Genomic DNA, 26,127 nt, shown 5'->3' with positions numbered 1-26,127 from the left:
GCCGCCGCAGGCGTCACAAATTCGTCACGCGAAAATAAACGCTTAGTCGTTCAAAATTAGCCATTTGGAAAGGGCGCCGGCCAGATGATGCCGCGTCGTTTCCCTATCCGGCGTTCCACGAAATGAAATCGAGCATCGCAAGCAAGCTCGGCGGCGTCATCGCGCTGCTCGGCGTCCTCGCCCTCGGCCTGTCCGTCTTCTCCTTCTGGCAATCGCGCCTTCATGCGCGCCAGAGCGACGAGGTCGAAGCGGCCTACGACTTCGCGCTCCGGGCCCGCAGCCTCGCCCAATCCGTCCAGCATTCGGCGATCGTCGCCAATTCGGTCTTTTCTTCCGAGAGCAAGGAGGAGGTCGAGCGAAAGCTCGGGACGCTGCGTCGGACGCTCGACGAGCTTCGACTCGCGAGCGACGCGTTCTTCGCCCGCGCCGGCGATCGGATTCCGGACGACCGCAAGACGCGCATTGCGCTCGCCGTCCAAGAATTCATCGCCTATCAGAACGACACTGTGGAGCTCGGTCTCACGATCTCGCCCAAGGCGGCGCTGGTGCAGGCCAATGACGAGGCGACGGTCGCCAATCGCGAACGAATGGTCGCGGAAATGGAGAGCTTCGCGCGCGCGACGCTCGATCTCCTCGCGGCCGACAGGCGCGCGCAGGAAGCCCGGCGCGGCCGGGACGAGATGCTGACGCTCGCCGTCCCGGCGATCGCGACGACCCTCGCGCTGCTCGCCGCCGTCTGGATCGTCGCGACGCAGATCCGCCGCCCGCTCGCCACGATCGCGGGCGCGATGAAGCGCGCCGCGGAAGAAGATTTGGGCGAGAGCGTCCCTTACATCGAGCGGCGAGACGAGATCGGGGACATGGCGCGGGCGTTGCGCGCCTTCGAGGCCGCGGCGCGGGAGAAGCGCCGGCTCGAGCAGGAGACCGAGGCGCAACGATATGCCACCGCCGAGCTGCGCGAGACGGCCGAGGGGGAACGCCGCCGCGCGGCCGAGAAGCAGGCGGCGGTCGTCGCCGCGCTGGCGCGAGGGCTCGAGCAGCTCTCCCACGGCGAGCTCACTTACCGGATCGACGAGGCGTTCGCGCCCGAATACGAAGCGCTACGTCACGATTTCAATCAGGCGGTCGAAAAGCTGCGCCACGCCATCGCGGCGGTCGCGACGAATTCGCGATCTGTTCTCGACGGAACGGCGGAGGCCGCCGATGTCGCCGGCCGTCTCGCCGATCGCAGCGAGCGGCAGGCCGTCGATCTCGAAAAAGCGACCGCCGATCTGGATCATTCGACGGCCGCGATCGGCCGGACCGCGGAGACGACGGCCGAGGTTCGCGAGCTGGTTCTGCGCGCGAGCGGGAGCGCGCGGCGCGGCGGCGACATCCTTCGAGAATCGATCGGGGCGATGAGCGCGATCGAGGCGTCGTCCGGACAGATCGGCCAGATCGTCGATATCATCGACGAAATCGCCTTCCAGACCAATCTGCTCGCGCTCAACGCCGGCGTCGAGGCGGCGCGCAGCGGCGAGGCGGGGCGCGGATTTGCGGTGGTCGCCTCGGAAGTGCGCTCGCTCGCCCAGCGCTCTCTGCAGGCGGCGAAGGAGATCGGCCAGCTCGTCTCGACCGCTCAGGCGCAGGTGAAGCGAGGCGTCGGCCTCGTGAACGAGACGAGCCGCGCATTGACGGAAGTGACCGAGCTGACGGCGGCGACCGACGCTCTGGTGGCGGAGGTCGCGGCGGCGGCGAAGGAGCAGTCGGCGAGCCTCGGCCGGGTCTGTCTGACGATCGGCGAGATCGACAAGGCGACGCGCGAGAACGCCGCGATCGCGGCGCGCTCGTCGGGCGCGAGCGCCACCCTCGCGGAACGCACGCGGGAGCTCATCGCCCAGGTCGGCCGACTGCGCATCGCCGCGCGCCGCGAGTCGCAGGCGGCCTGAAAGCGACGCTTTGAGGGGGCCGAGAGCAGGACTATGCTCGGCCGCCAGCCATCCCGGAGCGCGACGGCCATGCCCTCCCCCGACCTGCCCCGCCTCGCCGAGCGGCTCCTCGACCTCTGCCGCGCGCAAAAGCTGCGCCTCGCGACGGCGGAATCCTGCACCGGCGGACTCGTCGCCGGGGCGATCACCGAAATTCCCGGCTCGTCGGACGCCTTCGACCGCGGCTTCGTCACCTATTCCAACGCGGCCAAGGTGGAGATGCTCGGCGTTCCCCGCGAGACTGTCGATTTATACGGCGCCGTCAGCGCCGAGACGGCGCGGGCCATGGCCAATGGCGCGGTGGAGCGCTCCTTCGCCGATATAGCGGTCGCCGTCACCGGGATCGCCGGTCCCGGCGGCGGCAGCGCCGAAAAGCCCGTCGGGCTCGTCCATTTCGCCTGCCTGCGCAAGGGGGGCGGCGTCGAGCATGTGGAACGCCGCTTCGGGCCACAGGCGCGCGAGGCGATCCGCGAAGCCTCCGTCCGCCAGGCTCTGGAGCTCCTGATCGCCGCGGCTCAGCGGCGGCCATAGACCTCGCCGGCGCGCTTGACGAAAGCGTCCGCATATTTGTGGAAGGCGGAATCGAACATCGCCCCCATCACGAGGCCGAGCGTGCGGCTCTTGAACTCGTAATTGATGTAGAAGTCGACGACGGAGCGCGGCGCGCCGTCCGGCCCCGGCGGCTCGTCGGCGAAAGTCCAGCGGTTCTCGAGCTTTTTGAACGGGCCGTCGATATATTCGACGAGAATCTCGCGCTTGCCCGGATCGCAGGTGACGCGGCTGGCGAAGCGCTCGCAGATCGCCTTGAATCCCACCTGCATCTCCGCGACGATGACCTCGACGCCCTCCTCCGTCGTGCTGCGGCGGCGCACGCGCAGCGCCTCGCAGAGGGGCACGAATTTCGGATAGGATTCGACGTCCTTGACCAGGGCGAACATGTCGTCGGCGCGGAAATTCACGCGGCGGCGGTTGCGAAAGCTCTTCATGGGCGAAGCTATTACCACTATTGCGGAAGTCCGGAAAACGGCCTTTTCGCCCGCAGGACGAGAGCCGCTCCCGCCCTATGTCGCGCCCAGGGAGCGTTCGGCCGGGAACGCGCGACACAGAGGAAAGAGATGTTCAAGATCAAGCGCGCCTTCGAGCCGGCGAGCAATGAGGACGGCCTGCGCATATTGGTCGACCGACTGTGGCCGCGCGGCCTCACGAAAGAGAAAGCCGCGCTGGACGAATGGGATCGCCGCGTCGCGCCGAGCGATGCGCTGCGCCGCTGGTACGGCCATTCGCCGCAGCGCTGGCTGGAGTTCAAGGAGCGTTACGCGCGTGAGCTGCGCGAGACCTGCCCCGAGGAGCTGAAGCGTCTGCGCGCGCTCGGCCGCGACAAAGTGGTGACGCTGCTCTTCGCCTCGCGCGAGCCGGCGATGAACAACGCCGCCGCGCTCGCGGAGATCATCGAGACGCGCCGAGCCGTTTCGCCCGCAGCCGCTCGAAATCGGCGCCCGCATGGTGCGAGGAGCGGGTGAGCGGCGAAGCGGAGACCATCGCAAAGCCCTTGGCGTAGGCGATGGTCGCGAGGGACGCGAACTCCTGCGGCGTCAAGAAGCGCACGACCTCGTGATGCTTGCGGGTCGGCTGCAGATATTGGCCGATGGTGAGGAAATCCACCTCTGCCACGCGCAGATCATCCATCACTTGGAGAATTTCGTTCCTCTCTTCGCCGAGCCCGACCATCAGGCCGGATTTGGTGAAGATCGAGGCGTCGAGCTCCTTCGCCCGCTGCAAGAGCCGCAGCGAATGGAAATAGCGGGCGCCCGGCCGCACCGTCACATAGAGCGACGGCACGGTCTCGAGATTATGGTTGAACACATCCGGCCGCGCGGCGACGATTTTTTCCAGCGCGCCGTCCTTGCGCAGGAAGTCGGGGGTCAGCACCTCGATCGTCGTCGTCGGACAGGCGAGGCGAATCGCCCGTATCGTCTCGGCGATGTGCCCGGCCCCGCCGTCCTCGAGATCGTCGCGGTCGACCGAGGTGACGACGACATGCGAGAGGCCGAGCTTGGCCGTCGCCTCCGCCACCTTCTCGGGCTCGGCCGGATCGAGCGGCGCCGGAAGGCCGGTCGCCACATTGCAGAAGGCGCAGGCGCGCGTGCAGACCGAGCCCATGACGAGGAAGGTCGCGTGCTTCTGCTCCCAGCACTCGCCGATATTGGGACAGGAGGCCTCCTGACAGACGGTCGAGAGGCCGCCGCCGCGCAGGATCGCGCTGGTCTCGCGCCAGGCGGCCGAGCCCGGCGCCTTGACGCGAATCCATTCCGGCTTGCGCGCGACCGGCGTGTCCGGCCGATGCGCCTTTTCCGGATGGCGGGCGGCGGCCGCGCCGCGCTTGCGCGGGTCGTCGTGGAGGAGATCGAGCAGGACGGTCATAGCGATGCCTTACGCCTCGGCGATGCCTAACGCCTCGATTTATCGCCCGGCGAGAAGGGCGCGCGAGGCCGCGATCCGAAGCCCTGCCGACGGGCCTCGCCGTCGACTCGGCGCCAGAGCGGGATGATGATTATGGACCCGAGGAGGCCGGCGAGGAAACGGCCGATCGAGCCGGCGGCGGCGAGCCCGCAGAAGTCGGCGAATTGCGCGCCGAACCACGCCCCCACGACGCCGATCGCCATATCGGAGAAGAGCGCGTCGGACGCCCGCAGGAACGATCCGACGAGCCAGCCGGCGAGAGCGCCGATGACAGCGAGGGCCAGGAAGCCGCCGTCGAACCTGCCGAGAAAGCCGATCGCCTCGTCCATTCCCGCATCCTCGATCGAAGCGGCGCCGCCTTTCGCGGCGACCGTCAGATAAGATAAGCGCGCCGCCCGCGCGCCAGAAGAGGCGCAGCGTCGCAGGCTGCGAAGGGAATTTACAAGTAAAGTCTCAGGTGAATGAATTTATCTCATAACTCCAATAATTAGATAGAATTACCTAATGTGAGACACGAGCCTTCTTCTCGGCCGCCTCGGGCGCTAGCGCGTTCCAGCCGTGGATGCCGGTTCGGCGTTGGAAACGCGTCAAAAGTCTAGAGTCTCTAGACATGCTCCACGGCGATCACGCCAGGGATCGTTTTCAGCGCGCCGGCGACATCGGCGGAGACCGAATAGCCGCCCGGCAGCTTGATCTCCACCTCGCTCGCCATATGCTCCAGCGCCACGACGATCGACACCTCGCCTTCGCCCCGCGCCGCCAGCCGCGACTTCAGCGCGTCGAGCGGCAAGGCGTCCCGCAGGAATATCCGCAGCCCCTTCTGGGCCTTCGCCGCCGCGGCTGCGAGCGGCTGCGCCTCGGTGATGCGCGCCCGCACATCCTCGCCCTCGAGCGCGGCCGTCAGCGTCACCAGCACGGTCGCGCCCTTCTCCAGGAGGTCGCGATATTGGTTGAGCCCCTCCTGGAACAGGATCGCTTCATATTGCCCGCTGTCGTCGGAGAGCTGGACCACGCCCATTTTGGAGCCCGATTTGGTCCGCCGCTCGGCGCGGTCGAGCACGACGGCGGCGAGCCGCCCGGCGCTCGCGCCACGCTTCACCGCGGCGGTGAACTCGGCCCAGCGCGTCAAGCGCAGCCGGCCGAGCACGCCCGCATAGGCGTCGAGCGGATGGCCGGAGAGGAAAAAGCCGGCCGCGTCGAATTCGCGTTTCAGCTTCTCCGACGCGGTCCAGGGCTGTGTCTTGGGCAGGACCAGCTCCTCCTCGGCCTCGGCCCCGCCGAAGAGCGCGTTCTGTCCCGCCTGCCGATCCTCGGCGCAGCGATTGGCGCAGGCGAGGATCGTCTCGATCGCGCCGACCACGCGGGCGCGGTCCTGGTCCAGCTCGTCGAAGGCGCCGCAGCAGGCGAGATTCTCCAGAACCTTCTTGTTGACCTCGCGCGGATTGATCCTGCGGGCGAAGTCCGACAGGCTGCGGAAAGGCTCGGCTCCCCGCACGCGCACGATCGCTTCCGCCTGGCCCTCGCCGACGCCCTTCACCGCGGAGAGCGCATAGCGAATGGCGAGCTCGCCGTCCGCTCCCGGAGCGACGTCGAAATCGACGCCCGAGCGGCGGATGGAGGGCGGCTCGACCGCTATGCCGAGGCGCCGCGCCTCATTGCGGAATTCGGCCAGCTTGTCGGTGTTGCCCTTGTCCAGCGTCATGGAGGCGGCGAGGAACTCGACCGGATAATGCGCTTTGAACCAGGCCGTCTGATAGGCGATGAGGGCGTAGGCCGCCGCATGGCTCTTGTTGAAGCCGTAATCGGCGAATTTCGCGAGCAGATCGAATATTTCGCTGGCCTTGGCCGCGGCGAGCCCCCTCTCCACCGCGCCGCTGACGAAGCGCTCGCGCTGAGCGTCCATCTCCGCCTTGATCTTCTTGCCCATGGCGCGGCGGAGCAGATCGGCCTCGCCCAGCGAATAGCCGGACAGCGCCTGGGCGATCTGCATCACCTGCTCTTGGTAGATGATGACGCCGAACGTCTCCTTTAAGATGTGCTCGATCTTGGGATGGATATAGTCCGGCTCCTCGTCGCCGAGCTTCACGGCGCAATAGGTCGGGATATTGGCCATCGGCCCCGGCCGGTAGAGCGCGACGAGGGCGATGATGTCCTCGAAATGGTCGGCGTGCATCTCGACCAGCGCCTTGCGCATGCCGGCGCTTTCCAGCTGGAACACGCCGACCGTCTCGCCGCGCCCGAGCATCGCGTAAGTCTCTTTATCGTCGAGCGGAATGGCGGAAAGATCGAAATCGGGCGCGCGCCGGCGCACCAGATCGACGGCGGTCGCCAGCACCGTCAGCGTCTTGAGGCCGAGGAAGTCGAATTTGATGAGGCCGGCGGGCTCCACCCATTTCATATTGAACTGGGTCGCCGGCATGTCGGATTTGGGGTCGCGATAGAGCGGCACCAGCTGATCGAGCGGCCGGTCGCCGATGACGACGCCGGCGGCGTGAGTCGAGGCGTTGGAATAGAGCCCCTCGAGCGCGCCGGCGATTTTGAAGAGGCGGGCGACCTTCTCGTCCTCGGCGATGGCCTCGCGCAATTTCTGCTCGCCGGCGACGGCCTCGGCCAGCGTCACCGGCTTGGCCGGGTTTTGGGGCACCAGCTTGGCGAGCTTATCCACTTGGCCGAGCGGCATTTCCAGCACGCGGCCGACGCTGCGCAGCACGCCGCGGGCGAGAAAGGAGCCGAAGGTGATGATCTGCGCCACCTTCTCCGCGCCATAGCGCTCGCGGACATAATCGATGACCTCGCCGCGGCGGGTCTGGCAGAAGTCCACGTCGAAATCCGGCATGGACATGCGCTCGGGATTGAGGAATCGCTCGAAGAAGAGGCCGAAACGCAAAGGATCGAGATCGGTGATGGTCAGCGCATAGGCGACCAGCGAGCCGGCGCCCGAGCCGCGCCCCGGCCCGACAGGAATTCCCTGCGATTTCGCATATTTGATGAAGTCCGAGACGATCAGGAAGTAGCCCGGAAAGCGCATCTTCTCGATGACGTCGAGCTCGAATTCGAGCCTTGCGTCATAAGCGTCGCGCGTCTGGCCCTGCGCCGGCGGCTGAGCGACGAGACGCTCCTCCAGTCCTTTTCTCGCTTGGCGACGCAGCTCGCGCGCCTCGATCGCCTCGAGGGACTCCCCTCCCCCCTCTCCTTCCAGCATGAAGCGCGGCATGATCGGCTTGCGCGTCAGCGGCCGGAAGGCGATGCGCCGCGCGATCTCGACGGTCGAATCCGTCGCCTCGCGCAGATCGGCGAAGAGCTCGCGCATCTCCTGGCGAGTCTTGAAATAATGCTGCGGCGAGAGCCGCCGGCGCTCGGCGACGCTGGTCACCGTTCCCTCGGCGATGCAGAGCAGCGCGTCATGCGCCTCGAAATCATGCGCCGTCGCGAAGAAAGGCTCGTTGGCGGCGACGAGCGGCAGACCGCGCCGATAGGCGAGATCGAGCAATTGCGGCTCGGCCCGCCGCTGAGGCTCCAGGCCGTGGCGCTGGATCTCGACATAGAGACGGCCGTCGAAGAGCGGCGCCAGCGCCTCGAGCCGCGCGCGCGCCTGCTCCGGCCGGCCTTTGGCGAAAAGCGCATCGATCGCGCCCTCCGAGCCGCCGGTCAGCGCGATCAACCCTTCGCTGCTCTCGGCGAGACCTGCGAGCGAGACATGGGCGGCGTCGCCGAGCTGCGGACCGAGATAGGCGCGCGAGGCGAGCCGCATCAGATTGGCGTAGCCTCGCTCCGACTGGGCGAGCAGAACGATATGGCCGCGCCCGTCCGAAGGACCAGCGGCGTTCTGCGCGCCGTCGCCGAAATCCACGGTGAGCTGAACGCCGGGGATCGGCTGGACGCCGGCCTTCGCCGCCTTCTCGGAAAACTCCAGCGCGCCGAACAAATTATCCGTGTCGGTCACAGCGAGCGCCGGCATCTGGTCCTTCTGGGCCAGATCGATGAGCCGGGACAGCGTCAACGCGCCTTCGCGCAGCGAAAATGCCGTGTGGACGTGAAGATGAACGAAGCCGACCTCGTCGATCGCGCTCATTTCGGCCGCCTCCTCGAACGCCCTTTCGTCTTGCGGAGGCCATATCGCGCCGCAGCGTCGAGATTAGCAACGCGCTCGTCGCGGCCTGCGCCGTTTACGCACAGGCTTCGCGACTCTACCGCGGCGCCAAAGGCTTAGAGTCTTTCCATGTTTCATTGAAACATAGAAAGATTCTAAGCTTTTGTTTTGACGCGCTTCCAACGCCGAACCGGCGTCCACTTCGGCTGGAAGCGCTCTAAAGACGCAAAAAGCCGGGCGGATCACGCTCCGCCCGACTTTTGCTGAACTCGTGTCGAGGACGCGTGGAGCCGGCGGCTCACTCGCCCGCGGAATAGACTTTGGTCGCGGCCACTTCGACCGGCTTGAACGCTTCCTTCGCGAGGCTGGAATAGAGCTCTCCGAGCTTGGTCGCCTCGGCGACGAAGTCTTCATACGCGCCCTTGGCGAAATCCGACTGCAGCTGGATCGCCTCGTCGATCTTCTTGACGCCGATCAGCTTTTCGGCGAGGAGGCGGCTCTTTTCGAAGGACTTCTTCGAATAGTCGGTCGTCTCCGCCGCTATCGTCTGCCAGCCCTTGGTGAGGGCCGCCGCCGCCGCGGACACCGCTTCGAATTGCTCCTTGCCCAGCTGCTGAACGCTTTCGAAAGTGGCAACCATCGGTCTCGTCCTCGTATCGAGCGCGTTTCGGACCTCGCCCCTTGGCGGACGCCATGCGCTCAGTTGACGGAAACAAACTTATATGCGTTGCACAATCGAAGTCAATAAGAATGTTGCGGCGCAAAACCACATTCCCGAGCCGCTTTTGCCTTAACCAGGGGGTAACCTCGGATAGCTAACATTGTAATCATGTGACTTTTCGGCAACGCTCCCGCTCGACGGGCCGCCGAACGCGCATGAAGCGGACAAGTCGAACGGGATCGGGACAGATGACGAAGCGTGGCGTCGCCGGCGGGCTCGAAAGTTGGAAGTGGGTGGCAGCGCTGGCCGCGATACTATCGGTCTCATTGGCGTTCTTCTCCGCTCCCGCCGAGGCCAGACGCCATCATTCCGGACGCGGCTATCACGCGCGCCACGCCTTCATCCACCATGCGGCGCATCATCGCCGCGGCGGCGCTCATCTCGCCCATGCGGCGCGGCGCGGACATTCCGAGGGCGGCGGTCCGGCCTTCGCCGCGATCGTCGTCGACGCCAATAGCGGCCGCACGCTCTATGCCCGCAACGAGCATGAGCTGCGCCACCCGGCCTCCGTCACCAAGGTGATGACGCTCTATCTTCTGTTCGAGCAGCTCGAGAAGGGCCGGCTGCGGCTCGATTCGCCGCTCGTCATCTCCGCCCATGCGGCGGCGCAGGCGCCGACCAAGCTCGGCCTCGCGCCCGGCCAGACGATCGACGTCGACAGCGCCATCAAGGCCGTCGTCACCAAATCGGCCAATGACATCGCCGCGGCGATCGCCGAGAACATCGCCGGCGACGAGGAGACCTTTGCCGAGATGATGACCCGCAAGGCCCGTCAGCTCGGCATGACGCGGACGCATTACGCCAACGCCTCCGGCCTGCCCAATGACGAGCAGATCACCACGGCGCATGATCTCGCCGTGCTCGGCCGCGCGATCCAGGACCGCTTCCCGCGCTTCTATCGCTATTTCTCGACCCACGCCTTCGTCTGGCGCGGCCAGTCGCACCGCAATCACAATCATCTGCTCGGCCAGATCCGCGGCGTCGACGGCATCAAGACCGGCTACACCCATGCGTCCGGCTTCAATCTGCTGACCTCGGTGCGGCGCGACGGCCGTCACATCGTCGCCGTCGTGATGGGCGGACGCACCGCCGCCGCCCGCGATCGCGTCATGGCCGGTCTCCTCGCCCGGCATATCGACGATGGCGCGCAGGTCCGCACCGCCCGCGCCATCACCGAGGCCGAGCCCGCTCCCGTCCCGGCCGCCCGCAAGGAGCCGGCCGAGGAGGACAAAGACGAGACGCCGGCCGTCGCCGCCGCGATTTCGGCTCCCGCGGGCCCGGCGCCGCGCGCCGCCGCGCCGCTCGCGCTCGCCTCCGCCGCGCCCATGCTTTCGGTCCCGACGCCAGAGCACGAGAAGATCCGGCCGGCCTTCGTCGCCGGCGGCCACAAGGCCGCGGAGCCCGCGCCCGAGCGCGGCGCGCGGCGCCAAGCCGAGCCCGCGTCGCGCCACGACGGGGTTCGGGCGACCGCCGACGGCTCGACGGCCGCCAAGGCCGGACATGGGGCGAAATCCGCCGCGGCGACGACGCCCGCCGCCCTGCCGCGCGCGGAGACCGATCGCACGCTCGTCGCCCGCAACGACCGCGCCGAGCTGCCCAAGGCCGAGCAGGCGCGCCCGATCCATTCGGGCTGGATGATTCAGATCGGCGCCACCGACGACGCCGAGAAGGCCCAGCAGCTCCTCTCTCGCGCGCGCGCCAAGGGCGTGCCGGCCACCGCCAAAGCCTTTACCGAGAAGGTGCAGAAAGGAAGGGAGACGCTCTACCGCGCCCGCTTCGCCGGGCTCGAGGAGAAAGCCGCGGAAACCGCCTGTCGCGCCCTCAAGCGCTCCGGCTTCTCCTGTTTCGCGACCAAGAATTGATCCTGAAATTCCATTTTCGAGAACACGAGCGCCGAACGAGCACAGCCGAGCTTCAATGATGATGACGACGCATGAGGACATCTTTGGCTTCGTTCACCCGGGCCGCGAGGTCGGTCGTCCCGCCATGGTCCGGATGAAGCTTCTTCATCAGATCGCGATGCGCCCGCGCAATGTCCTCGCGCGCCGCTCCCTTCTTGAGGCCCAGAATTTCATAGGCCTCATCTTCCGAAATCGTGCCGCCCCGGCGGCCTGGTCCGACGCCGCCCGCATCGGCGCGCCCCGCGTCGCCTCGACCGTCTCCTGTCTGACGCCAACCGGCAAATCGGCGGTCGAGATACACCTCTAGGAGACGCGCTCCCTCGGGATCGACGCTGCGGCAGTGGCGGTAGAGCTCCATCACCGCCGATCGCGTGAGCGCGTCCAGCCTCTTGCCCTCGTCCTTTCCGGCGAGGATCGTGCCGCGGATGGCGCCGCTCGCATGATCGAGCTCCATCTCGATCATGGCCGAGCGCACGCGCGACACGCCGCCGCCCGCGCTCCCATGGCCGAAGCGCTTCACCCCGCGCGAGAAGGCGCCGTAGAGCCACATGCCGGCCGAAGCCAGCAACAGGCCGACGTCGATGCGCCCGCGCAGGATGAAGAACAGGCCGAGGGCGATGGTCGCCGCGCCGCCGCCCTTGCGAAGGGCGCGGGCCATCGCCGCCGGCGAAGCGCGCGTGAACATGCGCAAGCCGTAGAGCGTGAGGATCAGAGCGAGAAATCCGAGCAGAACGGGCATGAAGCGGCTCCTCACCCCATCTGTGAGAGAAGAAGACGGGCGGCGTCCTCGCCTTTGCCGGCGCGCCGCTCGAGCTCGGCCAGACCTCCCGCGGCATAGGCCGCCGCCGCCGCCAGCAGCTCGGCGAGGCGGCGCGGCGCCGAGGCGTCGAAAGCCGCATAGGCCCCGCCCGTCAGCCGCGCGATCTCGCGAAAACCCGCGCCCGCCGCCGCATCGCCGCCCTCATGGAACATGAAAGCCTTGACTCCATTCAGGCCGAGCCGGCCGGCGAGCTCGCAGAGCTCGTCGACATCCTCCTCCATCGCGTCGCCGACGAAGACCAGCGCGCCCACACGGCGCGCGCTCGTCTCGTCGAGCGCATGGCGGAACACCTTGGCGATCTGCGTGCGGCCGCCGCGGCAGGAGATTTTCGACATCAGAGCGGCGAGCCCCTGCCCGCCGCCGACGAAATTCGACGCGCGGCATTCGCCGAAGCCGCGAAAGTAGACGAGCTGGACCTCGAGGCCGCCGAGCGCCGACGCCGCCTCGAACATGCGTCCCTGCAACGATTGCGCGAGATCCCATGTCGGCTGGCGGCTCATCGTGGCGTCGAGCGCGAAGATCAGCCGGCCGCGCTCGGCCGCCGCGCCGACGCGCCGCGCCTCCCGAATGAACGCCTCCACCGCCTCCGCGCGCGCGGAGGGGGAAAGCGGCGCATTGCCTCGTTCATCGCTCACGGCTGTTCACGTCGCGTCCCTGACCGTCTATATCAGATCGGGCGGAGCCCCGGAATGACAAGAGGCGCGAGCCTCGCCGAAAGAGGCGACCGCCCCGCCGATTTCGAGAGGATAGGCCAAGTCCGCCGCGCGCCGCGACAGAAATCGCGGACATGCCGCGCCTTTGGAAAAGCGACATGACCCTTTACCCTTCCTTGCCATCTACGGCGCCGATCGCCGCCCTGCCCGGCGAGCCGAGCGCGCAGGCGCAGGCGCTCATCGCCGATTTCGCGCGGCTGCTCGCGCAAAAGGGGACGCGCGTCGCCGGCGTCACGCAGGCGCGCCTCGTCGACGAGGCGACGGGCCGCAGCCGCATCGTCCTGCGCGACGTGACCGATGGCGCGCTCTATTCCATCTCGCAGGATCTGGGGGCGGGCTCGGTCGCCTGCAATCTCGATTCGAGCGAATTGGCGCTCGCCTGCGCCGCGATCGAGCGGCGCGTCGCCGAGGGCGTCGATCTCGTGGTCATCAGCAAATTCAGCAAGCAGGAGGCCTCGAGCGGCGGCCTCGCCGACGCTTTCCGCGCCGCCATGATCGCCAAGGTCCCGGTGGTGACGGCGGTTTCGCCGCATTATCTCGAGGAATGGCGCGCGTTCGCCGGCCCGCTGGCGGAATCCCTCGCGCATGATCTCGACGCGCTCTCCGCCTGGTGGGAGCGCGCGCGAAAGGTTCGGCTCGCAGGCGCGGGGTGAATCCGCCGGACGGCGGCGATGACGCTCGCGCCGCCGCTCACCGCACCTGCGGCGCATACATCAACCCGCCCTTGGTCCAGAGCGCGTTGAGCCGTCGGTCGAGGCCGATGGGCGAGCCGGGGCCGAGATTGCGGTCGAAGGCCTCGCCGTAATTGCCGACATGCTTGACGATGCGATAGACCCAATCGGCCTCGAGCCCCAGACCCTCCACGCGGCCGCCGTCGACGCCGAGCAGGCGGCGCACGCGCGGATCAGCGGATTTCAGCTCCTCGTCGACATTGGCGGAGGTCACGCCGAGCTCTTCCGCGTCCACCATGGCGAAATGCGTCCAGCGGACGATGTCGAACCATCGGTCGTCGCCCTGCCGCACGATGGGGCCGAGCGGCTCCTTGTCGATGAGCTCGGGCAGGATCGCATGATCGGCCGGCGCGGCGAGCTCCTGCCGCTTTGCGGCGAGCGTCGAGAGGTCGGCGGTCAGCGCCTCGCATTTGCCCTCGGAATAGGCCTTGGCCGCCTCCTCGAATGTGGGGAAGGGGCGCGGCTCGATCGGCTTGACGCCGTCGCGGCGAAAATCGGCGAGGTCGAGCTCGAAGGGCGTGCCCTGCTGCACGCAGACCGCGAGGCCGCCGAGATCGCGCAGCGAGGAGACGGTTTTTTTCCGGGCGAGAAATCCCTGCCCGTCGAAGAAGGTGATCGCCGCATAGGAGAGCCCCTGCCCGGCGTCGCGCGACAGCGTCCAGGCGGCGCCGCGCGCGAGAAGATCGACCGCGCCCGACTGCAGCGCCTTCACCCGGTCCTTGGCCGAAAGCGTCACGAAACGCATCTTGTCCGGATCGTCGAAGATGGCGGCGGCGAGCGCGCGGCAGAAATCGGCGTCGAAGCCGCTCCAGCGGCCGGCCTCGTCCTGATGCGCGAAGCCCGGCAGCCCATTGCTCGCGCCGCAGATCAGAAATCCGCGCTTTTGCGCCTGATCGAGCGTGGAGGCTTCGGCCGCGGCGCAGAGAAGGAGAAAGCCGACGGCGACGATGATGCGGCGAGACAGGCGAGAGATCATTTCCTACTCGGGTTACAGCTAGAGTCTTCCACCTGCCGGCGCCGCGGCGCGACGAAACAGTCTATGATGCGGCGCGGAACAGGCGCCGCAAATCCTTTTCGACGAAACGCGCGACAGGCGAGACATGAGCGAGATTAAAGGACAATCTGGGCGAAAAAAGCGAAGCCGCACGCGCCTCGCCCACGCCGGACGCGCGCCGTCGCAGCAATTCGGCTTCGTGAACACGCCGATCTACCGCGGCTCCACCGTGCTCTTTCCCGACACGGCGTCGCTGCTCGCCAATCGCGGCGCCTATACCTATGCGACCAAGGGCACGCCGACGACGCGCGCATTGGAGGAAGCCTGGGCCGACGTCTCCAACGCGGCGGATGCGGTCGCCGTCCCGTCCGGCCTCGCGGCGATCACCCTCGCTCTGCTGACGGCGGTGAAGGCGGGAGACCATCTGCTCGCGACCGATTCCTGCTATCTGCCGGCGCGCATGTTCTGCGACACCGTGTTGAAACGGCTCGGCGTCGAGACGACCTATTACGATCCGCGCGTTGGTCCCGACGTCGCCCGGCTGATGCGTCCGAACACGACGGCCATATTGACCGAGTCGCCGGGCTCGCAGACGCTCGAAGTGCAGGATGTGCCGGCGATCGCCGAGATCGCCCATGCTAGAGGCGTCTGCGTGATCCTCGACAATACGTGGGCGACGCCGCTCTTCTTTCCGCCGCATGAGCGCGGCGTCGATCTCGCCATCGAAGCCGGCACCAAATATCTCTCCGGCCATTCGGATCTGCTGCTCGGCCTCGTCTCGGCCAATGACAAATGGGCGCGGCGGCTGCGGGCGACCTATGACGCCTTCGCCATGTGTCCGGGGCCCGAGGATGTCTTTCTCGCGCTGCGCGGGATGCGCACGATGGAGCTGCGGCTGCGCGAGGCGGAACGCGCCGGGCTCGAGATGGCGCGCTGGCTCGCCTCGCGCGACGAGGTCGCGCATGTGATCCATCCCGCCTTGGAGAGCCATCCGGACCATGCGCTGTGGAAACGGGACTTTCTCGGCTCGACCGGATTGTTCTCGCTCGTTCTGAAGCCCGTTCCTCCCGCCGCCGTCGCCGCTATGCTCGACGGGCTCGAGCTGTTCGGCCTCGGCTATTCCTGGGGCGGTTTCGAGAGCCTGGCGCTGCCCTTCGACTGCGCCTCCTATCGCACGGCGACGCAATGGGCGCCGGGCGGCCCCGCGCTCAGGCTCTCGATCGGGCTCGAGGACACGAATGATCTGAAGGACGATCTCGACGCCGGCTTCGCGCGCCTGCGTTTGGCCGCAAGCCGCTGAGAAAGCATAAAATTCGAACGATTTCGGATACGTAGTCCTCCCGATTCCGCTGGCTCGAAAAACCGCTTAATGACGAGCGGTGGCGCGACGTAATGTCGCGGGCGGCGGTTTCGAAGGGAACGGTCCATGATTGGCGCAATGGCGATTCTCGATCGATCGCCGACTTCGAATGAAATCATGTCGGGCGTGAAGCCCGATGCGCGGCATGACGCGCTTCTCGACTCCTATCTGCTCGGACTCCGCCATGGGCCGGCCGTGGTGCGCGATCTCATCGTCTCCGATCTCGACGGATTCCTGGATCTCGGGCTGAAGCGCCGCGCCGCGGATCAGCTCGTCGTGCTGCGCGCCTTTCTCGCCAAATTTCCGGAAACGGCCAGGACCGGCTGAGCCTCGCTCCGCCGCCGCCGAGCTCGCGCTCGGTCCCGCATCTCAATGAAGCTGCGGGCCTCCAAAAACTGAGGAAGCGACCGATTTACGACGTCCCGAGGTCGGGGCGTCGCCGATCGGCCATGCCTCGGAGGGCCGAGGACAAGTCTGTCCTCGTTCTCGGCTTCGAAAAAACGAGGAGGCTTCGAAAAATGCTCGCTTCGAAACTCATCCCCGCAACGGCGACATTGCTCGTCTGCTCGAGCGTCGTCGCAAAGGCCGAAAGCGCCGCCGACCATTCCCATTCTCCCCCGCTTTACGAGGGACGAAGCGTCGGCCGCTGCCTCACGGCCGAGTGCCAGAATCGCAAATATGACCATTCCGGCTCGGCCGGACGGATGGGGTCGGGAGCCGATCCGCGTCGACCGGAAGGGGCGGGAAACATCTCGCAATGATCTTGGAATGATTCTGCGCGCGGCGCTCCGCGGACGAACGGCGCGCTGGCGACCCCGGTAGGATTCGAACCTACGACCTACTGCTTCGAAGGCAGTTAATTACCCCCGACAGAGCGAGACAAAAGCAGACGCTATGCTACGACATTTCCGAATTATCACTTGTGATTTATGGCCTTGTCCGGTAGTGTCTAGGACATGGGGTAACGACGCGAGACAGCCTCATTTCGTTACCCGGCTGATACCCCAAGGGGCGACAGATGGCCAAGGCGCTCACGATAGCGGCGATCGAAAAGACCAAGCCGGAAGCCGTTCGCCGGGAAATCCCGGACGGCTTGGTCCGCGGTCTCTATCTCGTCATGCAGCCGTCGGGCGCGCGCTCTTGGGCCGTGCGCTATCGCTTTCTCGGACAGTCCAGAAAGCTGACCCTCGGCACCTATCCGGCAATCGACCTCAAAGCGGCTCGCGAACTGGCGAGCGCCGCGCTCGTCACCGCGGCGCGTGGCGAAGACCCGGCCGGACAGAAGAAGGAAGCGAAGCGGCAGGCCGCCGCGGCTCGGCCCGCTCACGACCTGCTCGAGAATGTCTGCGCCGCCTACATCAAGCGGCAGGCCAAGCCGAACACGCGGGAAGCATCTTGGCGCGAGGTCGAGCGCATCCTTAAGCGTGAGATTGCCTACGTCGAAGAGAAGGAAGACGGCACGGTCGAAAAGAGCGGCCCATGGCTCGGCCGTCGCCTTGGCGATATCACGCGGGCAGACATTAATGCGCTGCTCGACGAGATTGTCGACCGCCCTGCCCCGATCCTGGCGAACCGGACGCTCGCGGCCTTCCGCCGCGTCTGCAATTGGGCGATCGGCCGCGGCATAATCGAGACCTCTCCTTGCGACCGTGTAAAGGCGCCGGTCGTCGAGATTAGCCGCGACCGCGTGCTGACGGACGATGAACTGCGGCTCGCCTGGGGCGCATTCGAATCCGCGGGATGGCCCTTCGGCCAGATCGGGAAGCTTCTCCTCCTCACGGGCGCGCGGCGCGACGAGGTCGGCGCCATGACCTGGGGAGAGGTCGACCTCGCCGGCAAGTTGTGGACTCTTCCGAAAGAGCGCGCGAAGAACGGTGCCGCCCATGAAATCCCGCTATCCGACGCTGCCGTCGCGATCCTGAAGAGCCTTCCCAAGATCGAAGGCGGGAAGGGAACGCCGGGCTACATCTTCACAACGACAGGAACGACGCCCGTCTCTGGTTACAGCCGGGCGAAGAATCAATTCGACGCCGCCATCCTCGAGGCGATGCAAAAGGTCGCGGCCAACTCGGAGAAGGTTACGCCGCCAGAGCGCTGGACACTGCACGATCTGCGTCGCACGGCGGACACCGGCATGGCCGGGCTCGGCATTCCGCCTCACGTCGTCGAAGCCGTATTGAACCATCGATCCGGCATAATCAAAGGCGTTGCACGGACCTACAACCGCTACTCCTACAGCGCAGAGAAGCGCCAAGCGCTCGACGCGTGGGCGCGCCGTGTCGAGGCGATCGTCGCGGGCAAGCCAGCCGGAAACGTCGTCGAGTTGGCGAAGGCGAGGGCCGGCGTATGATCGCTTGCTGTAGCGAATTACGAAAGAAGCTGACCGAAGTCTTTGAGCGGCTTCCTGGATGCACCGCATCGCCGCATGATATTTCGCTCGCTGTCGATCGCCTTATCCTTTTCTCCGTTTACCCTGGTTCGCCGAGTCGCGCGTTTCGCGTCGCATTAACGAAAACGACAAAAAAGGAGCTGTCGGAACTCGCGACCCGCGCGGCTTCGCTCGCCGGCGCTTTGCTTGATCCGAAATTACAGAAGAACAAAGCCCGCCAAAAACTCGCGGAGATAATCGAGACGCTGCATGGAACATCAATCGAAGCTTTGGCGAACGTCCCTCCATGGAATCCAGATTTTGTGGTCGACATGGGTGTGATGCGGAAGCTTCTTCCGACGTGGTTGCGAGACGAGACATCCGATCGCGCATCGTTGGCCGCCGACCTCAGGCTTGTGGCGGAATTGGCGCGCCGGGCCTGTCCGCGAGAGACACAAGACGAAGGCCGCCAAGCCGACCATCGCGCCCATGCGGTGGCACGGCGACTCGCTCTCGATTTTTTCGAAATGACGGGGAAGCGCCCGACGATCATCGTTCCGCCAGCGCGCCCCGCGCCGCACCTTGTGCCTTATGCAGGGGCTCCGCAGCACACGCGGCCAGCCGTCGCGGGTTATCCGCAGGGGGACTACCTCGAACTCGTCACGGACGTGTTTGGCTTCATCGGTGTAAAGACCGACGCCCTGCGCTGCGCGAGAGAGGCGCAGAAAAAATTCGACCCATATCGTCATAGCGGGAAAGGCGACTAACTCGCGGACGCTCGCCATTCTGCCCCTCGTCAATTCGAGACGAGGGAACCAATGTCTACACTTCCCGAATTTCCCACTCCGATCCGTCTTCGGGGTCGGCTCTTTTTCCGCCGCCACGACCTCGAACGCTACAAGCGAGCACTGCTCGTCGCACATGGCCTCGTGAAGCCAGACGAGCCAATGCCGGACCTCGGTCGCGAAGAGCTGGTGAATGCCGGCGACGCTGCGAAGGAACTCGGCTTCGGTCGCCGCACGATCGGCCGTCGCATTGCCGGCAAGCAGACGGAAGCCGCATAACGATGGTCTCTTCAAAGCTGAACCCGGTGGCGCGGGCAGGCGCCGACCGGGCTCGGGAATTGTTCACGGCAGCGAACGTCTCCGAGAATATCTTCTCTGCGCCTAACCTTCAAGCCTTCCGCGTCGCGCATCTCGCGCGTCGGTTCCGTCTGTCGCCTCTCGCCGCGAGCTTCGTCGCCGGCCTCTGCTATGGTGAGGCGCGCGGATGACCACCATCATCGATTTCGCGGCGGCGCGGGCCGAGCGCGAACAGCTCATGATCGCCGTCGCCGGCCTCCTCGCCGAGAACTGCGCCCATCCGACCGCTGACAGCGTGGCGATCTTTGGCGCCGAGGTGCGTTTCTGGAACGTGACGCGGCCGGACATGTTCTACGCCGATGTGCTGGCGACAATGTCTCATGACTCGGCGCTCGTGTGGGCGACGGAACTTCTCAGCGCGATTCCCCAATGGCGCGATGCATTGTTCGGGGAGGCGCGCGCATGAGCATCATAGCTTTTGACCCCGGCCTCTCTGGCGGATTCGCTATCCTCCGTCGCGACGGCGAAATCCGCGCGGCCGACCTCCCGATTATCGGCGAAGGAACGCAGCGCCGTATCGACGCTGCAAACCTCGCCGACGCCATCCGCGAGCATGGGCCGTATCGACTCGCGATCGTCGAGCAGGTCTCGGCTATGCCCGGCAACGGCGCCGCGGGAATGTTCCGGTTCGGTCAATCTTACGGAACGATCCTCGGCGTTCTCGGCGCTCTTGCCGTTCCTGTCCGGCTCGTTCCCGCGTCCAAATGGAAAAAAGCGCTCGGGCTCGATTCGAGCGCCGAAACCTCGCGCGCTCGGGCAATCGAGACTTGGCCGAGCAATGCGGCGATCTTCTCCCGCAAGAAAGATCACAACCGCGCCGAGGCTGCGCTGCTGGCGTTGTGGGGACAGAAGAATGGGGGCGCCGCATGATACGACACGCTCCTATCAGCGACGCCAGAATGCGCTACCTCGCCCGCCGGCTGCATGCGCTCGGCGAGCGTGCGGTCTATGAACTGCTACGCGAGATCGTCAACGGCGCCGATCCCGTCGACCGTCTCGAGGCGTATGTGCGGCTCGACCCGGCTATCGTCGCTGCCCTCGGCGGGCGCGATCTCCCGCCCGCGAGCTTCTACATGGTGGAGGCTCCCGCAGCATGAGCCTCGCACAGGATATCGCCAAACAGCTACACGGCATTCATTCGGGTGGCGGCTATCTGTGCCGCTGTCCCGTGTCGACTCACGGCAAGGGCCGCGGCGACCGCAACCCCTCGCTTCTTCTGTCGGACGGCGAGCGCGGCTTGCGCGTCAAATGCTTCTCCGGCTGTGATAGCCGGGACGTTCTCGACGAGTTGCGTCGTCGTGGGTTGCTCGACGATCGTCGTGACGACGAGCCTCGGCCCGAGCGTCGCCGCGTGCCCAAGCCGGAACGCATCGAACCGGATTCGGGCGCTCTTGCTCTATGGCGCGGGCGGGAGCCGATGCTCGGTTCGCTCGGCCATCGCTACTTGCGGGCGCGCGGAATTACGATCGATCCGCCGCCGTCCCTCGGCTTCCTGCCCACCTATGAGCACATGGCGGGACGCATCTATCTACCCGCGCTTGTCGCAGCCCTACAAGCCGGCGACCGGCGCATCATCGCCGTTCAGGTCACAATGATTGATCCGCGCGGCGATCGGAAGGCGCAAGTCTTCATGCCGCGCCGGACGTTCGGACGCATGGGCGACGCCGCCGTGAGGCTCGGCGCGGCCGGCGACGTTCTCGGCCTCGCTGAGGGAATAGAAACTGGCCTGAGCGCAATGCAGCTCTTCGGAGTTCCCGTCTGGTGCGCGCTCGGCGCCGGGCGCCTGCATCAAGTCTTCATCCCCGACGCGGTTCGGGAGCTGCACGTCTTCGCCGACAATGACGACGCGGGCCGCGCCGCAGTCGAGCGCGTTGTCGCAACACACTATCACCGCCGCGTTATCGTCCATCATCCGGCACCGCCGTCCAAGGATTGGAATGACGCGCTCGGCGCGCTCATGAAGAAGGAGCGCGTCGCATGAATGAGCACGCGCGCAAGATCGACGACAATGTCGAGATTTTCGACCCTCGGCCGCCGGCTTTCTCCGACGAAGCGCTCGCGCTGCGCTTCGCCGAACTGCATGCTGGCGATTTGCGCTATGTCGCCGCCTGGGGAAAATGGTTGTCCTGGACCGGAACGCACTGGCAATTCGACGAGACGCTTCACGCCTTCGACCTCGCCCGCGCTGTGTGTCGCGAAGCGGCGGCGGAGTGTAACAAGTCGAAGATCGCCAACGTAATCGCCAGCGCGAAAACGGTTGCGGCAATCGAGCGATTGGCGAAAGCCGATCGCCGGCTCGCCGCGACAATCGACCAATGGGACGCGGACCCTTGGTTGCTCAATACTCCCGAGGGCGTCATAGACCTGCGCACGGGAGCGCGTCGCCACGCTCGGCCCGACGACTATCTGACGAAGATCACCTCAGTTGCGCCGGGCGGCAGTTGTCCGAGGTTTCTGTCATTCCTCGACGAGATATCGGCGGGCGACGCGGAGCTTGTGGCCTACATCCGCCGCGTCTTCGGCTATGGGCTCACGGGCGACACGCGCGAGCACGCGCTCTTCTTCGGCTACGGCACAGGCCGCAACGGCAAGAGCGTGCTGCTCAAGACCGTCGCGGACATTCTCGGCGCCTATCACAAGACCGCAGGAATCGAGACTTTCACGGCGAGCAATTCCGATCGCCATCCGACCGACCTCGCCGGCCTACGTGGCGCACGCCTCGTCACCGCCGTCGAGACGGAAGAAGGGCGCCGCTGGGCGGAAAGCCGGATCAAGTCCCTCACGGGCGGCGACACTGTCTCCGCGCGCTTCATGCGACAGGACTTCTTTGAATATCGGCCTCAGTTCAAGCTCGTCATCGCGGGCAATCACAAACCGTCCCTGCGCTCTGTCGACGAGGCCATCCGCCGCCGCTTCCACCTGATCCCGTTCGCAGTCACGATCCCCGCCGACAAGGCGGACCCGGAACTCGCCGATAAACTCAAAGCCGAGTGGCCCGGTATCCTGCAATGGCTCGTCGACGGCTGTCTCGAATGGCAGCGCGACGGCCTGCGCCCGCCCCAAGCCGTCCTCGACGCCACGGCGGCATACCTCGAGGCCGAGGACGCTATAGCCGCATGGATCGACGACAAATGCGACCGCGACCCCAAAGCGTGGGAGCAATCGAGCGTTCTGTTCGCGAGTTGGAGTGCATGGGCCGAAAAATCGGGGGAAATAGTCGGAACTGCTCGCCGGTTCTCTCAAGTGCTCGAAGCCCGCGGATTCGCCTTTGAACGCCGCAAATATGGCCGAGGCTTCTATGGCCTGCGCCTCCTGCAATCGGACAGTGGGGGGAGCTGGTGACGCTTGTGACGCCAAATTGCATTATCCCCGTTACACGCGCGCGCGCATACGCCCTAATACCAGTTTCCCGTCACAAGCGTCACCCGACAGATTTAAGGGGTGAAAAGAGCGGCCCGAGACAGCCGCAACCCATCGATTTCGACGAGCGCGCCACGATCGGCGGCGCGAGAACATGCGCCGACTCGCGGCGAGGAAACATCGACACCTGTTCTTACAACAGGCGCTCTGTCTTAAAATGTCTTGTTATGTCAATGTAGTAAGCGCGAACATTTCGCGCTATTCTCTTGCGGGTAACAATCGGGGAGAAAATCGAGTGAGATCGCCCGCCGCCCGCTCTGCCGCGCCGCCCTCTCCTTCCGGCCGCATGCGCCTCATCGTGCCGTCGAAAACCAATCGCTCGCGGGCGGCCAATTGCATCGCCGCTTTGCCGGGCCTCGACGGCCGCTCGGCCGAGGCGCGCCGCTTTCGTGACCTCGTAGTCGCCCTCGCCTCCCCGCTCGGCAATATCGACGATCTCCCCGAGGAGACCATCGCCCTCGTCCGCACGGCCGCCGGCCTCACCATGCAGAGCGAGCGCCTACAGGCCGCCATCGTGAAGGGCGAGCAGGTCAACCACGACGACCTCACGCGCGTCGCCAACGGCCTCAGCCGAACGCTGTCCGCCCTTCGCGCCCGCCGCCGGCCGAAGAAGGAGCCGAGCCTCCTCGAGAAGATCATCGCCAGCCACAACGGGAACGCCGCGAAGTGAAGCCCCTCGTCAGCATGCGCCGCGCCATCGAGGACCCGAACATCTTCGGCTCGGTCCTGTCCGGCGAGTCGTGGGCTGCCTGGCGCGTGCTGCTCATTGCCGCCATGGGCGAGGAACTGACGGCCGACGAGCGCGTCACCTTCGAAAGCCTCACGGGCCGCCCTGCCGAGCCTGGGGAGCGCGTCGACGAGCTTTGGTGTATCATCGGGCGTCGCGGCGGGAAAACGCGCGCTGTGGCCGTGCTGGCCGCCTATCTCGCGGCCCTCGTCGACTACAGCGATGTGCTGGCGCCCGGCGAGAGGGCGTCGCTGCCGATCATGTCGGCGAGCGTCTGGCAAGCGACGAAGTGCAAACAGTATTTGGACGGCATTTTCGACAACGTCGCAGCCTTTCACGAACTCGTCACCAATGTGACCGCAGACACGATCTCGCTTTCCACGCGCGTCGATATCGAATGCCGGCCGGCGAACTTCCGCACGATCCGCAGCGGCACATTTGCGGCGATCATCGCCGACGAGGTCGCATTCTGGCGCTCTGAGAACAGCGCCAACCCGGACCGCGAAATCCTCGACGCCGCGCGTCCTGGTCTCGCGACGACGGGCGGCCCGTTGATCGCAATCAGCAGCCCCTACGCCCGCCGAGGCGAACTCTATCGCGCCTGGAAGCGCGACTACGGCCCGGCCGGCGATCCTCTCGTCATCATCGCCAAGGCCGCGTCGCGCGCGATGAATCCCTCGCTTCCCGAGCGCACGGTCGCCCGCGCCTATGAGCGCGACCCTGCCGCCGCTTCGGCGGAGTATGGCGGCGAGTTCCGCTCCGACGTCGAGGCGTTCTTGTCTCACGAGATCGTCGAGGCGGCCATTGTGCCGGATCGGTTCGAACTCCCGCCGATCGGCTACGACGAGACGCGGCACCGGCCTGAATACGTCGCTTTCTGCGATCCATCGGGCGGCAGCGCCGACGACATGACGCTCGCCATAGCGCACGCCGAGGGCGAGACGGCCGTCCTGGACTGCGTCCGCGCGATCCGCCCGCCTTTCAGCCCCGACGAAGTGGTGAAGGAGTTCGCGGGCGTGCTGCTCTCCTACGGCCTGACGAAGGTGACAGGCGACCGCTATGGCGGCGAGTGGCCCGCCGAGCGGTTCCGCGCGCATGGTGTGACGTATGAGGCCGCCGAAAAGCCGAAGAGCGACATCTACAAATCGGCGTTGTCCCTTTTCAATTCACGGCGCGTCGAACTGCTCGACCATCCGAAGCTCGCTGCGCAGTTGACTTCGCTCGAACGCCGGACGGCGCGCGGCGGGCGTGACAGTATCGACCATCCGCCCGGCTCGCATGACGACGTCGCGAACGCGGTCTGCGGCGCGATCATCATCGCCGCGAACGTGAACGGTAACAACTTCAATCTCGACCAATGGATCAAAGCCTACTCCTGAGGAGAACCGAACATGGCCTATACGAATGACGCGATGATAGAACCTCGCCCTCGTGCGAAGACGAAGCCGACGACGACGAAGATCATCATCGATGTTCGCCCGACGCGCGATGTTCTGCCGAAGAGGCCGGCGGCGAGGACGGCGAGCAAGCCCTCCTTCGATGGCAAGGCGTTCGGCCACGAGCAGCGCGAGCGCATCGAGCGCATTCAGGCGCGGAATGAGGCGTTGCGGGGGCGCAAATGACGACGACAATAAGCGTCGCGGCGCCGTTCACCTTGAACCTTCGCGACGACGGCGACTTTGCCGGCCTCGATACGTCGCGCGCGGCGGTCGAGGGCGGAGGTTACGACAATGTGGTCGGGCCGATTCACACTATCGCCTTCCCGGCCGGCACATGGAACGTTCCCGACGCGGTCGCGGCTCATTGGTATCTGCTCAAGCACGCGACGGTAATCGCCTACAACCCCGCTGCGCCGGTTCCGCCCGGCCTCTCGTCAATCTCATTTCCGCGGTGAACAAGGAGAACACCAGATGGAGACGACAAAAACCGAAGTCAGCATCCGTCGCGAAGAGCTGCGGGTCGCTATTCATGAGCGTGACGAAGCCGAACGCAACAAGGCGGATGCGCTGTCGGCGCTCACTGCGGCGCGGCAGCATCTCGCGGAGGCGGCCGAACATCTCGCCGGCTATGCGAGCATCGACTCCGAGATCGCCGAGGCGCGCGCGGGCGCGATGAAATACGCGATTGCCGCCGGCTACGATCTCCCCGACCTCGGCGAAATCCCGCCGGAGCTGGCAACGCGCAAGGCCGAGCGTGACGCTCTCGCCGAGAAGGTGAAGGCGCTCCAGGGCGTCGTCGCTTCGTTCGCCGGCGACGCCGCGAATTGGGACGCGACGATGAAGCGCATGGCCTACACAGTGCAACAGAATGCCGCGGCGATCATCGCCGATGAAGCCGAGGCGATGGCCGAGGAATTCGAGACGACGATCGCGCGCGCCCGGTCGCTGCAACGCGACCTCCACGCGATTGCGAATGTGCCGCTGGTTATACCGAATCCCGACGCGACGCGCGCGCGCGGCGCTTATTCGTCGACTGTGACGCGGCCGCAGGTCTCGGCTCGCGTCCTTGGGGCGACGGGCGAGAACATCGCCGGGTCGAGCTACATGCGGGAGCGGCCGGGCGCGCACGATGCGCAGATATTCTCGTGGACGCAGCATTTCCGCGAGCTGCAACACGACGCTGGCGCGACGCATCCGAGCCGGCCCGCGCCTATCAGCGCGGCGATGCTGCACGAGGACGACGCGCGTTTGTGATTTCCGCCCGGTTTTCGGTT

The 26,127-nt window shown here is 66.1% G+C and carries 29 protein-coding genes and 1 tRNA gene; 21 read left to right on the top strand and 9 right to left on the bottom strand.

Annotated features, from left to right (window positions below; genetic code table 11):
* Positions 1–122: 122 nt before the first annotated feature.
* Both Mspo_RS05515 and Mspo_RS05510 read left to right on the top strand, forming a co-directional pair.
* Complete coding sequence (locus Mspo_RS05515; RefSeq protein ID WP_159727619.1) at positions 123–1,928, top strand: methyl-accepting chemotaxis protein; 1,806 nt, start codon at positions 123–125, stop codon at positions 1,926–1,928.
* A 69-nt stretch (positions 1,929–1,997) separates the two neighbouring features.
* A complete protein-coding gene (locus Mspo_RS05510; RefSeq protein WP_159727618.1) occupies positions 1,998–2,498 on the top strand; it encodes a CinA family protein in 501 nt (166 codons plus the stop codon).
* On the opposite strand, the gene Mspo_RS05505 is transcribed toward Mspo_RS05510, so the two are convergent.
* The gene (locus Mspo_RS05505; protein WP_159727617.1) at positions 2,483–2,953 is read right to left on the bottom strand and encodes a type II toxin-antitoxin system RatA family toxin; all 471 of its coding nucleotides are present in this window, start codon (positions 2,951–2,953) and stop codon (positions 2,483–2,485) included. The two genes, Mspo_RS05510 and Mspo_RS05505, sit on opposite strands and share 16 nt — an antisense overlap.
* Positions 2,954–3,082: 129 nt before the next feature.
* On the opposite strand from Mspo_RS05505, the gene Mspo_RS05500 reads away from it, so the two are divergent.
* Positions 3,083–3,487 (top strand): DUF488 domain-containing protein, encoded by a 405-nt coding sequence (locus tag Mspo_RS05500; RefSeq protein ID WP_159727615.1) that lies wholly within the window; start codon positions 3,083–3,085, stop codon positions 3,485–3,487.
* Here the strand turns inward: Mspo_RS05500 and lipA are convergent.
* From lipA to Mspo_RS05480, 4 genes are all read right to left on the bottom strand, one after another.
* Complete coding sequence (lipA, locus tag Mspo_RS05495; protein WP_159727613.1) at positions 3,414–4,388, bottom strand: lipoyl synthase; 975 nt, start codon at positions 4,386–4,388, stop codon at positions 3,414–3,416. The two genes, Mspo_RS05500 and lipA, sit on opposite strands and share 74 nt — an antisense overlap.
* A 26-nt stretch (positions 4,389–4,414) precedes the next feature.
* Positions 4,415–4,756 (bottom strand): GlsB/YeaQ/YmgE family stress response membrane protein, encoded by a 342-nt coding sequence (locus Mspo_RS05490; RefSeq protein ID WP_159727611.1) that lies wholly within the window; start codon positions 4,754–4,756, stop codon positions 4,415–4,417.
* A 275-nt stretch (positions 4,757–5,031) separates the two neighbouring features.
* Positions 5,032–8,499, bottom strand: a complete 3,468-nt coding sequence (gene dnaE / locus Mspo_RS05485; RefSeq protein ID WP_159727609.1) for a DNA polymerase III subunit alpha — start codon at positions 8,497–8,499, stop codon at positions 5,032–5,034.
* A 316-nt stretch (positions 8,500–8,815) separates the two neighbouring features.
* Positions 8,816–9,157: a phasin family protein gene (locus Mspo_RS05480; protein ID WP_159727607.1), complete on the bottom strand. Its 342-nt coding sequence runs from the start codon at positions 9,155–9,157 to the stop codon at positions 8,816–8,818.
* A gap of 269 nt (positions 9,158–9,426) precedes the next feature.
* On the opposite strand from Mspo_RS05480, the gene Mspo_RS05475 reads away from it, so the two are divergent.
* On the top strand, positions 9,427–11,100 hold the full coding sequence (locus Mspo_RS05475; RefSeq protein ID WP_159727605.1) for a D-alanyl-D-alanine carboxypeptidase: 1,674 nt from the start codon (positions 9,427–9,429) through the stop codon (positions 11,098–11,100).
* Positions 11,101–11,152: 52 nt separating this feature from the next.
* Here Mspo_RS05475 and Mspo_RS05470 read toward each other — a convergent pair whose 3' ends face one another.
* Positions 11,153–11,878 (bottom strand): DnaJ domain-containing protein, encoded by a 726-nt coding sequence (locus tag Mspo_RS05470; RefSeq protein WP_159727603.1) that lies wholly within the window; start codon positions 11,876–11,878, stop codon positions 11,153–11,155.
* A gap of 11 nt (positions 11,879–11,889) precedes the next feature.
* Positions 11,890–12,594 carry a VWA domain-containing protein gene (locus tag Mspo_RS05465; protein ID WP_159727601.1) on the bottom strand — a complete coding sequence of 235 codons (705 nt, stop codon included), beginning with the start codon at positions 12,592–12,594 and terminating at the stop codon, positions 11,890–11,892.
* 176 nt (positions 12,595–12,770) lie between these two features.
* On the opposite strand from Mspo_RS05465, the gene Mspo_RS05460 reads away from it, so the two are divergent.
* Positions 12,771–13,325: a DUF2478 domain-containing protein gene (locus Mspo_RS05460; RefSeq protein WP_159727599.1), complete on the top strand. Its 555-nt coding sequence runs from the start codon at positions 12,771–12,773 to the stop codon at positions 13,323–13,325.
* Positions 13,326–13,362: 37 nt separating this feature from the next.
* Here Mspo_RS05460 and Mspo_RS05455 read toward each other — a convergent pair whose 3' ends face one another.
* Positions 13,363–14,379, bottom strand: a complete 1,017-nt coding sequence (locus Mspo_RS05455) for an amino acid ABC transporter substrate-binding protein (RefSeq protein ID WP_159727597.1) — start codon at positions 14,377–14,379, stop codon at positions 13,363–13,365.
* 124 nt (positions 14,380–14,503) lie between these two features.
* Between Mspo_RS05455 and metC the strand changes: the two genes are divergently transcribed.
* The 3 genes from metC to Mspo_RS05440 all read left to right on the top strand — a co-directional run bounded on the left by metC (position 14,504) and on the right by Mspo_RS05440 (position 16,518).
* Positions 14,504–15,697, top strand: a complete 1,194-nt coding sequence (metC, locus tag Mspo_RS05450) for a cystathionine beta-lyase (protein ID WP_159727595.1) — start codon at positions 14,504–14,506, stop codon at positions 15,695–15,697.
* A 177-nt stretch (positions 15,698–15,874) separates the two neighbouring features.
* The gene (locus Mspo_RS05445) at positions 15,875–16,084 is read left to right on the top strand and encodes a hypothetical protein (RefSeq protein ID WP_244613161.1); all 210 of its coding nucleotides are present in this window, start codon (positions 15,875–15,877) and stop codon (positions 16,082–16,084) included.
* 191 nt (positions 16,085–16,275) lie between these two features.
* Positions 16,276–16,518, top strand: a complete 243-nt coding sequence (locus Mspo_RS05440) for a hypothetical protein (protein WP_159727591.1) — start codon at positions 16,276–16,278, stop codon at positions 16,516–16,518.
* Positions 16,519–16,564: 46 nt separating this feature from the next.
* Here Mspo_RS05440 and Mspo_RS05435 read toward each other — a convergent pair.
* Positions 16,565–16,633, bottom strand: a tRNA-Arg gene (locus tag Mspo_RS05435).
* A gap of 142 nt (positions 16,634–16,775) precedes the next feature.
* On the opposite strand from Mspo_RS05435, the gene Mspo_RS05430 reads away from it, so the two are divergent.
* From Mspo_RS05430 to Mspo_RS05370, 13 genes are all read left to right on the top strand, one after another.
* Positions 16,776–18,107 carry a site-specific integrase gene (locus Mspo_RS05430; RefSeq protein WP_159727589.1) on the top strand — a complete coding sequence of 444 codons (1,332 nt, stop codon included), beginning with the start codon at positions 16,776–16,778 and terminating at the stop codon, positions 18,105–18,107.
* The gene (locus Mspo_RS05425) at positions 18,104–18,892 is read left to right on the top strand and encodes a hypothetical protein (protein WP_159727587.1); all 789 of its coding nucleotides are present in this window, start codon (positions 18,104–18,106) and stop codon (positions 18,890–18,892) included. The genes Mspo_RS05430 and Mspo_RS05425 overlap by 4 nt, the downstream gene beginning before the upstream one ends.
* 51 nt (positions 18,893–18,943) lie before the next feature.
* On the top strand, positions 18,944–19,189 hold the full coding sequence (locus tag Mspo_RS05420) for a hypothetical protein (protein WP_159727585.1): 246 nt from the start codon (positions 18,944–18,946) through the stop codon (positions 19,187–19,189).
* Positions 19,190–19,394: 205 nt separating this feature from the next.
* Positions 19,395–19,673 carry a hypothetical protein gene (locus Mspo_RS05415; protein ID WP_159727583.1) on the top strand — a complete coding sequence of 93 codons (279 nt, stop codon included), beginning with the start codon at positions 19,395–19,397 and terminating at the stop codon, positions 19,671–19,673.
* The gene (locus Mspo_RS05410; protein WP_159727581.1) at positions 19,604–20,137 is read left to right on the top strand and encodes a hypothetical protein; all 534 of its coding nucleotides are present in this window, start codon (positions 19,604–19,606) and stop codon (positions 20,135–20,137) included. The genes Mspo_RS05415 and Mspo_RS05410 overlap by 70 nt, the downstream gene beginning before the upstream one ends.
* A 29-nt stretch (positions 20,138–20,166) precedes the next feature.
* A complete protein-coding gene (locus Mspo_RS05405; protein ID WP_159727579.1) occupies positions 20,167–20,364 on the top strand; it encodes a hypothetical protein in 198 nt (65 codons plus the stop codon).
* Complete coding sequence (locus tag Mspo_RS05400) at positions 20,361–21,248, top strand: toprim domain-containing protein (RefSeq protein WP_159727577.1); 888 nt, start codon at positions 20,361–20,363, stop codon at positions 21,246–21,248. Before Mspo_RS05405 ends, Mspo_RS05400 begins: the two co-directional genes overlap by 4 nt.
* Positions 21,245–22,609 (top strand): phage/plasmid primase, P4 family, encoded by a 1,365-nt coding sequence (locus Mspo_RS05395; protein ID WP_256366345.1) that lies wholly within the window; start codon positions 21,245–21,247, stop codon positions 22,607–22,609. Before Mspo_RS05400 ends, Mspo_RS05395 begins: the two co-directional genes overlap by 4 nt.
* A gap of 313 nt (positions 22,610–22,922) precedes the next feature.
* Complete coding sequence (locus Mspo_RS05390; protein WP_159727573.1) at positions 22,923–23,357, top strand: hypothetical protein; 435 nt, start codon at positions 22,923–22,925, stop codon at positions 23,355–23,357.
* Positions 23,354–24,793 carry a hypothetical protein gene (locus Mspo_RS05385; protein WP_244613159.1) on the top strand — a complete coding sequence of 480 codons (1,440 nt, stop codon included), beginning with the start codon at positions 23,354–23,356 and terminating at the stop codon, positions 24,791–24,793. The genes Mspo_RS05390 and Mspo_RS05385 overlap by 4 nt, the downstream gene beginning before the upstream one ends.
* Positions 24,794–24,805: 12 nt before the next feature.
* Positions 24,806–25,036, top strand: a complete 231-nt coding sequence (locus Mspo_RS05380) for a hypothetical protein (protein WP_159727571.1) — start codon at positions 24,806–24,808, stop codon at positions 25,034–25,036.
* Complete coding sequence (locus Mspo_RS05375) at positions 25,033–25,308, top strand: hypothetical protein (protein ID WP_159727569.1); 276 nt, start codon at positions 25,033–25,035, stop codon at positions 25,306–25,308. The genes Mspo_RS05380 and Mspo_RS05375 overlap by 4 nt, the downstream gene beginning before the upstream one ends.
* A 16-nt stretch (positions 25,309–25,324) precedes the next feature.
* Positions 25,325–26,107, top strand: a complete 783-nt coding sequence (locus tag Mspo_RS05370) for a hypothetical protein (RefSeq protein WP_159727567.1) — start codon at positions 25,325–25,327, stop codon at positions 26,105–26,107.
* Positions 26,108–26,127 lie beyond the last annotated feature (20 nt).

Source organism: Methylosinus sp. Ce-a6 (genome assembly GCF_009811655.1).
Lineage (GTDB): Bacteria > Pseudomonadota > Alphaproteobacteria > Rhizobiales > Beijerinckiaceae > Methylosinus.
The sequence above is the reverse complement of the archived record's forward strand: the minus strand, read 5'-3'. Positions and strand labels throughout refer to the sequence as shown.